Origin of the sequence: uncultured Paenalcaligenes sp. (assembly GCF_947630565.1) — a bacterium.
Classification (GTDB): domain Bacteria; phylum Pseudomonadota; class Gammaproteobacteria; order Burkholderiales; family Burkholderiaceae_B; genus Paenalcaligenes; species Paenalcaligenes faecalis.
The window spans coordinates 1-13,341 of record NZ_CANRIC010000023.1 but is presented as its reverse complement, the minus strand read 5'-3'; the positions used below and the strand labels follow the sequence as shown (position 1 = coordinate 13,341).

At 45.2% G+C, this 13,341-nt stretch carries 10 protein-coding genes; 5 read left to right on the top strand and 5 right to left on the bottom strand.

The window, feature by feature from the left end; all coding sequences use genetic code 11:
* Positions 1–49: 49 nt before the first annotated feature.
* Positions 50–1,969, top strand: coding sequence for a molecular chaperone DnaK (gene dnaK / locus Q0Z62_RS06085; RefSeq protein WP_298052163.1), 1,920 nt, complete (start codon positions 50–52; stop codon positions 1,967–1,969).
* Between the two features lie 99 nt (positions 1,970–2,068).
* Complete coding sequence (gene dnaJ / locus Q0Z62_RS06080; protein WP_298052159.1) at positions 2,069–3,205, top strand: molecular chaperone DnaJ; 1,137 nt, start codon at positions 2,069–2,071, stop codon at positions 3,203–3,205.
* A 108-nt stretch (positions 3,206–3,313) separates the two neighbouring features.
* On the opposite strand, the gene Q0Z62_RS06075 is transcribed toward dnaJ, so the two are convergent.
* Genes Q0Z62_RS06075 through Q0Z62_RS06060 form a run of 4 tightly spaced genes read right to left on the bottom strand, consistent with a single transcriptional unit; the run spans position 3,314 to position 8,549 of the window.
* Positions 3,314–6,067 carry a pitrilysin family protein gene (locus Q0Z62_RS06075; protein ID WP_298052156.1) on the bottom strand — a complete coding sequence of 918 codons (2,754 nt, stop codon included), beginning with the start codon at positions 6,065–6,067 and terminating at the stop codon, positions 3,314–3,316.
* 21 nt (positions 6,068–6,088) lie between these two features.
* On the bottom strand, positions 6,089–7,261 hold the full coding sequence (locus Q0Z62_RS06070) for a VWA domain-containing protein (RefSeq protein WP_298052255.1): 1,173 nt from the start codon (positions 7,259–7,261) through the stop codon (positions 6,089–6,091).
* 7 nt (positions 7,262–7,268) lie between these two features.
* Positions 7,269–8,108, bottom strand: a complete 840-nt coding sequence (locus tag Q0Z62_RS06065; protein WP_298052252.1) for a MoxR family ATPase — start codon at positions 8,106–8,108, stop codon at positions 7,269–7,271.
* Positions 8,109–8,123: 15 nt separating this feature from the next.
* Positions 8,124–8,549, bottom strand: coding sequence for a DUF1841 family protein (locus Q0Z62_RS06060; RefSeq protein WP_269901447.1), 426 nt, complete (start codon positions 8,547–8,549; stop codon positions 8,124–8,126).
* Positions 8,550–8,794: 245 nt separating this feature from the next.
* Here Q0Z62_RS06060 and icd point away from each other — a divergent pair, with 245 nt between their 5' ends.
* The gene (gene icd, locus Q0Z62_RS06055; RefSeq protein WP_298052150.1) at positions 8,795–10,051 is read left to right on the top strand and encodes an NADP-dependent isocitrate dehydrogenase; all 1,257 of its coding nucleotides are present in this window, start codon (positions 8,795–8,797) and stop codon (positions 10,049–10,051) included.
* Positions 10,052–10,231: 180 nt separating this feature from the next.
* A complete protein-coding gene (locus Q0Z62_RS06050; RefSeq protein WP_298052146.1) occupies positions 10,232–10,609 on the top strand; it encodes a tetratricopeptide repeat protein in 378 nt (125 codons plus the stop codon).
* 87 nt (positions 10,610–10,696) lie between these two features.
* Here Q0Z62_RS06050 and Q0Z62_RS06045 read toward each other — a convergent pair whose 3' ends face one another.
* The gene (locus tag Q0Z62_RS06045) at positions 10,697–12,208 is read right to left on the bottom strand and encodes a succinate CoA transferase (protein WP_298052141.1); all 1,512 of its coding nucleotides are present in this window, start codon (positions 12,206–12,208) and stop codon (positions 10,697–10,699) included.
* A gap of 97 nt (positions 12,209–12,305) precedes the next feature.
* Here Q0Z62_RS06045 and Q0Z62_RS06040 point away from each other — a divergent pair, with 97 nt between their 5' ends.
* Positions 12,306–13,217: a LysR family transcriptional regulator gene (locus Q0Z62_RS06040; protein WP_298052138.1), complete on the top strand. Its 912-nt coding sequence runs from the start codon at positions 12,306–12,308 to the stop codon at positions 13,215–13,217.
* Positions 13,218–13,341 lie beyond the last annotated feature (124 nt).

Here is a 13,341-nt window from a genome sequence, read left to right as displayed (position 1 = left end):
TAATTTGTTGCAGTTAACTGCAAATTCAAATACAGGCTAGGAAGAAAAAATGGGCAAAATTATTGGTATTGACTTAGGTACAACTAACAGCTGTGTATCTGTTCAAGAAGGCGATCAAATTCGCATTATCGAAAACGCCGAGGGTACACGTACTACCCCTTCCATTGTTGCATACATGGAAGACGGTGAGGTCTTAGTTGGGGCTCCAGCTAAACGTCAAGCTGTAACGAATCCTGCTAACACAATTTTTGCTGTAAAACGCTTAATCGGTCGTCGTTTTGACGAGAAAGCCGTACAGCAAGACATCGAAAAAATGCCTTACAAAATCGTTAAGGCTGATAACAATGACGCATGGGTCGAAGCCCAAGGCAAAGCCTTAGCTCCCCAGCAAGTCTCCGCTGACATTTTACGTAAAATGAAAAAAACAGCTGAAGACTACTTAGGCGAGGAAGTCACAGAGGCGGTTATTACGGTCCCTGCTTACTTTAATGATAGCCAGCGTCAGGCAACCAAAGACGCCGGTCGTATTGCTGGCCTAGAGGTTAAACGCATCATTAACGAACCAACTGCCGCTGCATTGGCTTTTGGTTTAGATAAAGCAGCAAAAGGCGATAGCAAAATTGCCGTGTATGACTTAGGTGGTGGTACTTTTGACGTATCCATCATTGAAATTGCTGATATTGATGGCGAAAAACAATTCGAGGTGTTATCCACAAACGGTGATACGTTCTTGGGTGGCGAGGACTTTGACCAGTCTATTATTGATTACATCATTGCCGAGTTCAAAAAAGAGAGCGGTGCTGATTTATCTAAAGACGTGTTGGCTCTTCAGCGCCTAAAAGAAGCCGCTGAAAAAGCAAAAATTGAGCTGTCCTCCACAACTCAAACCGAAATCAACCTGCCTTACATTACGGCAGATGCTTCCGGTCCTAAACACTTGAACCTGAAAATTACACGTGCCAAGCTTGAGTCTTTGGTTGCTGACTTAATCGAGCGCTCCTTAGCTCCTTGTCGCACTGCTCTCGAAGACGCGGGTGTAAAAACGGGTGATATTGATGACGTGATTTTGGTCGGTGGTATGACTCGCATGCCTAAAGTCCAAGAGAAAGTCAAAGAGTTCTTTGGTCGTGAGCCACGTCGTGACATTAACCCTGACGAAGCCGTTGCCAGTGGTGCCGCCATTCAAGGTTCTGTGTTGTCAGGTGACCGTTCTGACGTGTTGCTATTGGACGTAACGCCCCTATCCTTAGGTATTGAGACCTTGGGTGGTGTTATGACCAAAATGATTCAGAAAAACACGACAATTCCAACGCGTCACTCACAGGTTTTCTCTACTGCAGATGATAACCAACCTGCGGTGACGATTAAGGTATTCCAAGGCGAACGAGAAATTGCTGCTGGTAACAAAGCATTAGGCGAGTTCAACCTAGAGGGTATTCCACCTTCACGTCGTGGTGAGCCTCAAATCGAAGTCACTTTCGATATTGATGCAAACGGGATCTTGAATGTGTCTGCAAAAGATAAAGGCACAGGTAAAGAAAACAAAATCACGATTAAAGCTAGCTCCGGTTTGTCCGAGGAAGAAGTACAACGCATGATGGCCGATGCTGAGGCTCACGCCGAAGAAGACCGTCGTATTGCCGAGATTGCAACAGCTCGCAACCAAGGTGAGGCCCTTGTTCACTCCACTCGTAAGTCCCTAGAAGAATACGGTGACAAACTAGAGGCAGCTGAAAAAGAAGCCATCGAAACAGCGATGACTGAACTCGAAGAAGCACTTAAAGGCGATGATAAAGACGCCATTGACAGCAAAACAGAGGCTCTGACAACTGCTGCTCAAAAGCTAGGTGAGAAAATTTATGCAGATATGCAAGCGCAGCAAGGGCAGCCAGGTGCTGAAGCCGAGGCGCAACCTGCAGATGACAACGTTGTTGACGCAGACTTCAAAGAAGTTAAACGCGATCAGTAATTTGCAGATAGCTTATTAATGCACAAGCCCGGTTTCTGGATCTCCCAGAGATCGGGCATTCTTGTTTACTAGGATAGCGTTTTAACGCTTACAGTCTATATGGCAAAACGTGACTTTTATGAAGTGCTAGGTCTGGCAAAGAATGCATCAAAAGATGATATTCGCAAAGCCTATCGCAAACTAGCAATGAAATATCATCCGGATCGAAATCCGGATAGCAAAGAGGCTGAGGACAAGTTTAAAGAGGTCAAAGAGGCCTACGAGATCTTGTATGACGAAGACAAGCGCGCAGCCTATGACCGTTATGGCCATGCCGGTGTCGATCCAAATGGAATGGGTGGCATGGGTGGCGGCGGCATGGGCGGTGGTGACTTTGCAGATGCTTTTGGTGATATTTTCGGTGATATCTTCGGCGGTGGTCGTCGAGGTGGTGGCGGTGGTGGACCTCGTGTTCAACGAGGCGCAGACTTGCGTTACTCCTTAGAAATTAGCCTAGAGCAAGCCGCTACAGGATATGAAACTGAAATTCGTGTTCCTAGCTGGGAAAACTGTGATTCGTGTAAAGGCTCCGGTGCTAAACCCGGCACATCACCTCGTACATGTAGTACATGTAATGGGGCGGGTGCTGTGCGTATGCAGCAGGGCTTTTTCAGTGTGCAGCAGACATGTCCCACATGTCATGGCACAGGCCAAGAAATTACTGATCCATGTACCTCATGTGATGGGGTAGGTCGTGTTCGTAAAACCAAAACACTACAAGTAAATATTCCTGCTGGTATTGATGATGGTATGCGTATTCGATCTTCAGGCAATGGTGAGCCAGGCGTGAACGGTGGGCCTCCAGGAGACCTTTATGTGGAAATTCATCTTAAAAAGCACGGGATCTTTGAACGTGAAGATGATGATCTGCATTGCGAGTTAACAATCCCCTTTACTACGGCTGCACTTGGCGGTGAGATCGAGGTTCCAACGCTAACTGGACGTGGTGAGATATCCATACCAGAGGGTACGCAGGCTGGAAAAGTATTCCGTCTACGTGGCAAAGGTATTAAAGGCGTTCGCTCTAGTTACCCAGGTGACTTATATTGTCATATTCAGGTAGAGACTCCCGTTCGGTTGTCAGAGGAACAAAAAACGATTTTACGTCAGTTCGAAGAGTCGTTATCCGGCGGTGGGGACAAACACTCTCCAAAGAGTCAGTCTTGGACCGATAAGGTGAAAAGTTTTTTTTCCTAAAGCCGAAAAAACGCGTTCGATGGCGTGAGAAAAGGCACTAAAAAAAATATACCCGCTCTATATTTATTAGAGCGGGTTTTTTTACTTCTATCTTTAGTAGCTATGGGTTTATTGCTGCTTACTTTGATCTGCCCCTAGCGCAGAGCTAAAACCATCAATCGTTAAGTATTTTTTCACAACACGATTTACCTGTTTTGCATTGAGTTGCTGTAGGGCTTCATCTACCTTTTCGGACCAAGCAAAGGTACGGTCTAGATCTAAGTAGCTTTGCCATGTTGACGTTAATACGGCATCGTTACTACGAGCTAGTTGTCGATAGCGTAACAAAGCATGGATGCCTTCATCAATTTCGGCTTGACTGAAACCGTCTTTCAGAACTTTATTCAGCTCCTCGTTAATCACTGTTTTTAGCTTTTCTGAGTTTTCAGGAGCATGAATAGCATAGATAGTCCAACTGGCAGAGGGTTCATAAGACGAAACGCTCAGGCGGCTACGCACATCGTAAGAAAGTCCTTCTTCTACTCGCACACGGTTCCATAAGCGTGATGTTTCAGATTGCCCTAATAGGTAGTTAGCTAAATACAGGGCGACAAAGTCCTCCTCTGTATCTTGCATTTTTAATGGCAAGGTTTCTATATAAAACGCATTGGCCTTATCGGGTGTATTTAAGGTAAAGGACTCCGGCTTAATAGAGCGAAATGGGTCTGCTGCGCGTTTGTAGGCGGGGGCGCGTTTCCAGTCTTTGAAGCTATTTTTGAGGGCCGTTTTAATGGCGTCCGTGTCGAAGCTGCCTGTGGCGCTGAAACGAACATCACCTGCACCGTAAAAACGCTCGTGAAAAGCCAATAAATCGGCTTGGCTTAATGATTGCGTGTTTTCAATGGCTTCGTCAAAAGTAGGAACATAGCGAATATCATCTTTAGGCCAGTTATTTAAATGACGAGATAAGGTTTGGCTTGCTACGGCTGAGGGCTCGGTTTTGGCATTATTGATGCTAGTGATCCGTCTCGCCTTGTACTTCTCAAGCTCGGCTTCTGGAAAGCGTGCTTCTTTAATGACCTGCATAGCAAGCTCTATGGTTGGTGCTAGATTTTGACCAATGGTGGAGATACCTACTTCTAGTCCATTAGGACCTCCATTAAAGCTTACGCTGGATTGCAGCTCAGTAAAACGGTCTTCGATTTGTTGGCGGCTTATGTGTTTGCCACCATGGGTTAGGAGGCTAGCAGTTGCTGCTCCTATTGTGCTGCTGCCTTTTAAATTGTCTGGATCACCAAAGCGAATAGAAAGTTGAGCCTCTACGCGATCACCCCGAGTGGGCTTAGGTAGCAAAGCAAGTTTAATTGTGCCCAGCTGATTGTCCAACTCTAGATGGTCGCGTTGGGTGTGTTCGTCTAAATTAGAGGGCGTTGGCTCAAAACTTTCTGCTTGGGCTGCTAGCTCTTTGCCTTTATAGTCTGATAAAAGGGTGGCGATATCAGGGGCAGTTGCTTTTGGTGCGCGCTGTGTTTTTTCTGTAGGGATATATAAGCCATTTGTACGGTTATCAGCCACTAACCAGGTTTTAAGGGCTTCTTGAATTTGAGTTAAGTCTACGTTTTCTACTTGGTCGCGCTGCCAGAAAAACAAGCGCCAATCACCGCTTGCTGCACTCTCAGAGAGCGCAGAGGCTAAGTCGGCCGAGTCAGCAAAGGTCTGGGACCATCCGTTTAACCATTGATTACGAACACGGTCTACATCTGTTTGTGTAATTTGATTGTTTTGCTTCTCTATGGTGTGATTTAGCGCCTCTAAGGCTTGCTCTTGGTTCATGTCCTCTTTGAGCTCGGCCATGAAAAGGGCATAACCCGGCTGTTGTAAATCAGGCGCGTAACCAAACACACTGGTTGCTAGATTTTTTTCGACCAGATTTTTGTAGAGTAAGCCTGATGGGGTGTCACCCAAAATACTGACCCCTAAACTTAACGGTGTGTATTGGGCATCAGCGCTAGCGGGCGTATGGTATTGTGCGGCCACAAGAGGAGAGCCTCCTTGACGACGTACCGTGACAGTTCGTGCTCCATCCTGAACGGGTTCCTCGGTGTATTCAGGAGGTAAAGTGCGAGCAGGCTTATTGATGGCACTAAATTGTTTGGCGATATGAGCTAGCGTGGCTTCCTCATCAAACTGACCACTCACGATAAGAACGGCATTGTCAGGTTGGTAATACAGTTGATAGAACTTGCGTAACTGCTCTATATCTACCTGCTCAACATCACTACGAGCGCCAATGGTGCTTTTTCCATAGTTATGCCATTGATAAGCAACGGCTTGCATTTTTTGCATCAGCACACGGAAAGGGCTGTTTTCACCTCGCTCCATTTCATTGCGCACCACCGTCATTTCTGCATCTAAGTCAGACCTAGAAATGGTGGCGTTCACCATGACGTCTGCTTGCCAGTCTAGATACCAATTAAGGGTGTCTGCATTGGCGGCAAATGAAGCGTAGTAATTTGTGCGGTCTACCGAGGTCGTCCCATTTGCGGCCAGACCTCGTTTAGAGAATTCACCTAAAGCGTTTGGCATGGTGGGGGTACCACGAAACAACATATGCTCCAGCAAATGCGCCATGCCTGTTTGACCATAGTTCTCATGCCTAGAGCCAACTAAATAGGTCATGTTTACAGTGGTGTTGGGACGCGATGCATCAGGAGCAAAAAGCACCTTGAGTCCATTCGGTAGTTGGTATTCTGTGACCCCTTCGACGTGAGTGATTTTTTGAACGCCATTAGGCAAGGCGTAGACAAGCTGAGGGCTTAAAAACGTACCGATTAGCAGTAAGTGTTTGGATTTTTTCGTAATGAGTTGAAGTGCGGACAACATAATAATCCCTATTTGTGCCGTTTATTTTGTGAGATGCAACATAGCTGATTCTAGACCATGTACGCTGACTGGGTACATTTGATCCTTGACGAGTTCACGTACTAGATAGACGGATTGATGGTACATCCAGCGTTCCGGTTTACTGGGGTTTAGCCAGACGGCTTTAGGCCATTTTTCCATAAAGCGTTGTAACCATTCAGCACCTGATTCGGTATTGTTATGCTCTACCGATCCGCCTAAATGAGTAATTTCAAAGGGGCTCATCGTGGCATCACCCACAAAAATCAGTCGCCAATCTTCATTGTATTTACTTAATACCTCTGTTGTTGCAATGCGTTCATCAAAACGACGACGATTACTAGGCCAAAGCCACTCATAAGGACAGTTATGAAAGTAAAAGACCTCTAAATGTTTAAATTCACTGCGCGCTGCAGAGAATAGCTCTTCGACCTGACGTATATGACTATCCATACTGCCACCTACGTCTAATAACATAAGGACTTTTATAGTATTACGTCTTTCAGGTCGCATTTTTATATCAAGCAAACCAGCATGTTGCGCTGTGCTGTGGATGGTTTCAGGCAGATCTAACTCTGTGGCAGCTCCTTCACGGGCAAAGCGGCGTAAGCGACGTAGCGCCATTTTAAAGTTGCGAGTGCCTAGCTCTACCTGATCATCATAATCTTTAAATTCTCGCTTTTCCCAGACTTTAACGCCTGTGTAATTGCCTTTAGAAGGGCCACCGACGCGGATACCCTGTGGATGATAGCCACCATGACCAAAGGGAGAGCTCCCGCCAGTGCCTACCCATTTGCTGCCACCTGCGTGGCGTTCATTTTGTTCCGCTAGGGTTTTTTTAAAGAGCTCAATTAAATCCGCTAAATCATGTTTTTTTAGGGCTGCTTTTTGCTCATCGCTTAATTGACGCTCTAAGGTTTTGACCAACCAATCAGCGGGAATCGTATTGCCGTCTGCTATTTCCTTAGAGAGTAACCCGTAGAATTGCGTAAAGGCGCGATCGTATTTGTCAAAAAGACTTTCGTCTTTAATTAAGACAAGGCGAGCTAAGTAGTAAAACTCATCTATTGAGATAGGGGCCGCCGTGCTACAAAGGCTTTCAATCAGAGTGATGAACTCTTGGATGGAAACCCGTAATTGCTGTTGACGCAAAAAGTAAAAAAAACGGATTAGCATCATGACTTTAGCGTCCGTAGCGGGCAATGCGGTCTAATAAAGCTAAATCTTGTTCGTTTTTAATTAAAGCACCAATTAAGGGGGTTGTGGCTTGCTCTGCACCACGGATACTGTCGGCAGTGGCTTCTTGGCTTAGTAAAAGCTGTAACCAGTCTAGAAGCTCTGAGGTGGAGGGCTTTTTCTTTAAACCTGGCGCATTACGCAGGGCGTAAAAGCTGCTAAGAGCGGCTTGTAATAAGTCATCGGCTAAGTCGGGAAAGTGAACATTCACGATGTCGCTGAGTGTGTCGGCATCAGGAAAGCGGATGTAATGAAAAAAGCAGCGGCGTAAAAAGGCGTCGGGCAGCTCTTTTTCATTATTGGAGGTAATGATAATGAGCGGACGATGGCGAGCGCTGATGGTTTGTTGAGTTTCATAGACATGGAATTCCATCTTATCAATTTCACGCAACAAGTCGTTGGGGAACTCAATGTCTGCTTTATCTATTTCATCAATCAGTACGACTGTGGGCTCATTGGACTCAAAGGCTTCCCAGAGAGCACCTTTGACAATGTAGTTACCAATATCGTGGACACGCTTATCACCGAGCTGAGAGTCTCGTAGTCGTGATACGGCATCATATTCGTATAAGCCCTGTTGCGCTTTAGTTGTGGATTTAATATGCCATTGCAACAAGCGACGGCCTAGGGCTGAGGCAACCTCTTCGGCTAGAAGCGTTTTACCTGTACCTGGTTCGCCTTTGATAAGTAACGGGCGCTGCAAAGTGAGAGCAGCATTGACGGCCATTTTTAAATCATCAGTGGCTACATAGCGAGTAGTGCCATTAAAACGGTTGCTGTTTGTCATAGTCATAGATAAAAGTTAAGCAATAGCGTGACGATGGATAAGCTCAATATAGCGCTCGTTATCCAGCGGCTTATTGAGACGTTGGGCTTCCCAAATAACCTCTCCCAAGGCTTCCATAATACGATGTGAGGCCTCATGGGGCTCTAAAGTGGCCACTAGGCGGTCATAGGCGGGTTTGATTCCGGGTGGTTGATTAATAGAGAGTTGCTCTTGAATCGCTAAGTGCATGGATAAGTGTAAAAAAGGATTGGTTTGTCCTTTTTCCACAGAGAAATCCTGTTCCACTGCCTCTGGGTTCTCTAGTAACTCATGGTATTCAGGGTGTTGTTGGACTAGATTGACGGCCATGTTTTCTAATGGGCTCAATAACTGCTTTTGGCGATATTTTTGCCAAGCTTCGATAAAAAATTGACGTACTTGTTCGCGAGAAGGGTTAAACATAATTTCATCCGCAATGTGAGACTTATATAGTGTAATGGTAGAGGGCAAGCTAGGATTTGTCTTGTCTATCTGCATTTACTTTGACTTGCTAAAGACCTATCTAGGACTTTTCGCCAATACTTATATAAAAAGCCGGTAGTTCTTTCGTTTTTTTGGTGGTTTTAGGCTACACTCTTATATAAGACTAACGACTGAGATAAAGCGATACGTTTTTATCTTTCCCTGTTCACACTACTGGAGCACCCATGTCTTATCAGCATATTAAAGTCCCTGCTCAGGGCGAAAAAATTACGGTAAATGCCGACTTTTCTTTAAACGTACCTAATCAGCCCATCGTGCCTTACATCGAGGGTGATGGTACTGGCGTAGATATTTCCCCCGTCATGATCAAAGTAGTGGATGCGGCCGTGGAAAAAGCGTACGGTGGCGATAAAAAGATTCACTGGATGGAAGTTTACGCAGGCGAAAAATCCACACAGGTCTACGGTCCTGATGTATGGTTGCCCGAAGAAACGCTAGGTGCCGTTAAAGATTACGTGGTATCTATCAAAGGTCCTTTGACTACACCGGTAGGTGGTGGTATTCGTTCCTTGAACGTAGCCCTACGTCAACAGTTAGACCTATATGTTTGTTTGCGTCCAGTGCGTTATTTTGCTGGTGTACCTTCACCTGTTAAAGAGCCTGAAAAAACCAACATGGTGATCTTCCGTGAAAACTCCGAAGACATCTATGCAGGTATCGAATTTGAAGCAGAATCTGCTGACGTTAAAAAACTGATTGATTTCCTACAAAACGAATTAGGCGTAAACAAAATCCGTTTCCCTAATACCTCTGGTATCGGTGTAAAACCCGTATCCAAAGAAGGAACTCAGCGTTTAGTTCGTAAAGCGATTCAATACGCGATTGATAATGACCGCTCCTCTGTGACTATTGTTCACAAAGGCAACATCATGAAATTCACCGAGGGTGGTTTCCGTGATTGGGCTTACGAATTAGCTACGACTGAATTTGGTGCAGAGCTTATTGATGGCGGCCCATGGTGCAAATTTAAAAATCCAAAAACAGGTAAAGAAATTACCGTTAAGGATTCTATTGCTGATGCTTTCCTACAGCAAATCTTGCTACGTCCAGCCGAGTACGACGTTATCGCTACACTAAACCTGAATGGTGACTACGTATCCGATGCGCTAGCTGCCCAAGTCGGTGGTATTGGTATTGCTCCTGGTGCGAACTTGTCTGATTCTGTTGCTATGTTCGAAGCCACTCACGGCACAGCACCAAAATACGCCGGTAAAGACTATGTGAACCCAGGTTCCTTAATCCTTTCTGCTGAAATGATGCTACGCCACATGGGGTGGACTGAAGCCGCTGATTTAATTATTAGCAGCATGGAAAAAGCCATTCAATCCAAAAAGGTAACTTATGACTTTGCTCGCCTAATGGAAGGCGCAACACAAGTCTCTTGTTCTGACTTTGGTAATGTAATGATCGAAAACATGTAATTTATATTACATAGTAGATTTCGATACTCAAAAGCCATACCGCTAATTGCGGTATGGCTTTTTTATTGGCAGTATGACTTTTTTGTAAATATTTTGTAAAAATTCAACGAAGTTAACCCATTCCCCTACTCGCTGTCAGGTATGATCCACACTAGATTTTTTTAAAAAAAGGTTTGTCTTATGCGTAACGTGTTATTGGGGATCATGTGTGCCCTGACATTGGGATTGGCCCAACCTGTGTTGGCTCAATCTGCTGAATTCCAGCAATTGAAGGCTGAGGCCATGAAGGGTGACTCTGATTCGCAGCTTGAATTGGGTGTGATGTATGAGCAGGGCGATGGCGTAGAACAAAGCTACGCAAAAGCCAAAGAGTTTTTTGAACGTGCAGCACAGCAAGATCATCCCGAGGCCCAGTTTAATTTAGGCATTATGTATGAGCATGGTGAAGGCATGCCTAAAAATAAAAAACAAGCCATAGAGTGGTATAGCAAAGCGTGTGAAAATGGTGATGAAGATGGTTGTGCGGCGGCTCAGCGTTTAGATCGACGTTTATTCTGATTCTCAGTGCGAAAAAAACCGGTCAGCCTTTACGGCATGACCGGTCAAATAGACCACAGGAAACGTGTTAAACCTATAAATGCGTCACTAATTGACGGCTAGCTCAGCCTTTCTCATATCACCTTGCTCTTCAAATCGTTGGTGCCATAACAGGGCTTCTTCTAAGACATGGGGGGTATGGCCTCCACGAGCGCAAGCTCGAGCAAAATAATCAGCCAGCTCTGCTTGGTAGTCAGGATGCACACAATGCTTGATCACCAAGGCGGCACGCTCTCTAGGCGCTAAACCTCGCAAATCAGCTAAGCCTTGCTCTGTGACTAAAATATCCACATCATGCTCACAATGATCCACATGGGAAACCATAGGGACGACACGACTAATTGCACCGCCTTTAGCCAGTGATTTAGTAACGAAAATAGAAAGATGGGCGTTGCGAGCAAAGTCTCCAGAGCCGCCTATTCCATTCATCATTTTGGTGCCACTGACGTGGGTTGAGTTGACGTTGCCATATAAATCAAATTCTAAGGCAGCATTAATGGCAATAATCCCTAAGCGGCGTACAACTTCTGGATGATTACTGATTTCTTGGGGGCGTAGCACCACTCGATCTCTAAATTGATCTAAGTGATTAAAGAAGTGCTCCATCATGGGGGCTGTCACCGTAATGGATGATGCGGAGGCAAATTTTAATTGTCCTGATTCGAGCAAATGAAAAGCACTGTCTTGTAATACCTCTGAGTACATGGTGAGGTCTTCAAAATCAGACTCGACCAGACCTTGTGTAACGGCATTAGCGATACTGCCGATACCAACTTGCAAAGGCAGTAGGGATTTTTCGAGCCGACCCAAAGCGACTTCATTTTCTAAAAAACGTACAATGTGCTTGGCTATAGCTTGTGTTTCCACATCAGGCGGAGTCGCCGTTGACGGGCTGTCTAGGGTCTCTGTAAGGACAATGCCTACAATACGCTCTGGATCGACGGCAATTGCTGTAGAGCCTAAGCGTTGGTCAACGGTAGTTAGAGGGATGGGCTCTCGACCTGGGCGTCTTTTAGGCAGATATACATCATGAAAGCCTTCCAGTTCTGCTGGCATTGCTGTATTGAGCTCGATAATGACTTGTTTTGCTTGATTTACAAAACTTGCTGAGTTTCCCACAGACGTACTGGGTACAATATGGCCATCTTCTGTGATGGCAACAGCCTCGATAACCGCCACATCAATCGGATAACCGGGTTCAGAGCGTAATTGCTCAGCTAGCTCAGATAAATGCTGGTCATAAAATAAAACCTTCGCTTCGTTAATAGAGCGACGCATATCCGCATCCACTTGAAATGGTGATCGACGTGCTAACACCCCTGACTCTGCCATCAGACCATCGCTGTTATTGCCCAGTGATGCGCCAGTGAGGAGGGTGAGGTTTAAAGGACCTTGTGTGGCCGATTTTGCGGCTAGAGCAATAGGAATGGCTTTACTATCACCAGCACGAGTAAATCCACTCATGCCTACAGTCATACCCGCTTTGATAAATTGCACCGCTTGTTCAGCGGGCATTATTTTTTTATGTAAATCAGCTCGACGAATACGTTGTTGCCACATGGATTTGCTCCTATCACTTTGTTTTTGTACTGTGATTCGAGCATATCATTACGAATATGACTAAAATAACTGAATAATATTCATTTCATCTATAGCTATGATTAATGTAATTGCCCTACGATACTTCGTAGAAACGGTACGGTTGAGTAGTTTTACTGCAGCTGCACAATACTTAGGTGTGAGCCAATCCACGGTCAGTAAAATGGTACGTAGCCTAGAGGATCAAATCGGTGAAACACTCATTATTCGTAATGGAAAGCCGTTATTACTTAGTGATGCGGGAAAAGTGCTGTATGACAGAGGGGGAGAGCTGATCTCCTCATTATTGCGCTTGGAGCAAGAGGTGCACGAGGTTCAAGCCTTAAGCCAAGGTCGCGTTAACATTGGTATTCCCCCTATGATCAATTTGTTATTTACCGAGGTAATCAAAAATTTTAGAGAGCGCTACCCTAGTATTTTGTTACAGGTTCACGAGCACCCTGGACCAGCCATAGAGCTGCAGGTAGCAAAAGATGAGTTGGACGTAGGATTTAGCATTGCTCCTGTTAATGAGTACTTGCCATTAGAGCATCAAGTGGTGGCTAGCTATGATGTTTATGCTATTGGGCTACCAGAATTGTTGCCTCGCAACAAAGGGGCTGTTACGCTTTCTCAGGTCACTAAAAAGCCGCTTTTATTGCTGAATGATGATTTTGGATTAACGCGTCTTTTAAGACAGCGCTTTGTAAAAGAACAACTTCAACCACGTATTTATGCACAAAGCAGTCAATGGGATTGGTTGATATCAATGGCTCAGGCTGGCTTAGGTATCGCCGTATTACCAGAACCATTTTGCGCTCGTTTGCCAGAGGATTTGGTTTACAAGGTCATTAGTGAGGATGTAGCACTTAGTTGGGATGTGATGTTGTTATGGAGTGGGCGTTATTTATCTCAAGCGGCCCGTGCTTGGCTAGAGTGCTGCCAAGCCCAGTTAGGTGGTGATTGGCTATTGGATAGCATAGAGACATAAGAAAAAGCCCTTTAATTTTTTATATTAAAGGGCTTTTTTGTTGGTGATGTAATCCCCCCTTTTTAGCCAGTACTTATTCATAGAATAAATTAAAGGGAACAGATTAGTTGTGTTGGCGGAATAC

What these genes read in the sequence shown, in the direction of transcription:
- dnaJ (WP_298052159.1), top strand. Translation starts at nt 2,069, where the DNA reads ATGGCAAAACGTGACTTTTATGAAGTGCTAGGTCTGGCAAAGAATGCA.
- dnaK (WP_298052163.1), top strand. Translation starts at nt 50, where the DNA reads ATGGGCAAAATTATTGGTATTGACTTAGGTACAACTAACAGCTGTGTA.
- Q0Z62_RS06045 (WP_298052141.1), bottom strand. Translation starts at nt 12,208, where the DNA reads ATGTGGCAACAACGTATTCGTCGAGCTGATTTACATAAAAAAATAATG.
- Q0Z62_RS06050 (WP_298052146.1), top strand. Translation starts at nt 10,232, where the DNA reads ATGCGTAACGTGTTATTGGGGATCATGTGTGCCCTGACATTGGGATTG.
- Q0Z62_RS06060 (WP_269901447.1), bottom strand. Translation starts at nt 8,549, where the DNA reads ATGTTTAACCCTTCTCGCGAACAAGTACGTCAATTTTTTATCGAAGCT.
- icd (WP_298052150.1), top strand. Translation starts at nt 8,795, where the DNA reads ATGTCTTATCAGCATATTAAAGTCCCTGCTCAGGGCGAAAAAATTACG.
- Q0Z62_RS06040 (WP_298052138.1), top strand. Translation starts at nt 12,306, where the DNA reads ATGATTAATGTAATTGCCCTACGATACTTCGTAGAAACGGTACGGTTG.
- Q0Z62_RS06070 (WP_298052255.1), bottom strand. Translation starts at nt 7,261, where the DNA reads ATGCTAATCCGTTTTTTTTACTTTTTGCGTCAACAGCAATTACGGGTT.
- Q0Z62_RS06075 (WP_298052156.1), bottom strand. Translation starts at nt 6,067, where the DNA reads ATGTTGTCCGCACTTCAACTCATTACGAAAAAATCCAAACACTTACTG.
- Q0Z62_RS06065 (WP_298052252.1), bottom strand. Translation starts at nt 8,108, where the DNA reads ATGACAAACAGCAACCGTTTTAATGGCACTACTCGCTATGTAGCCACT.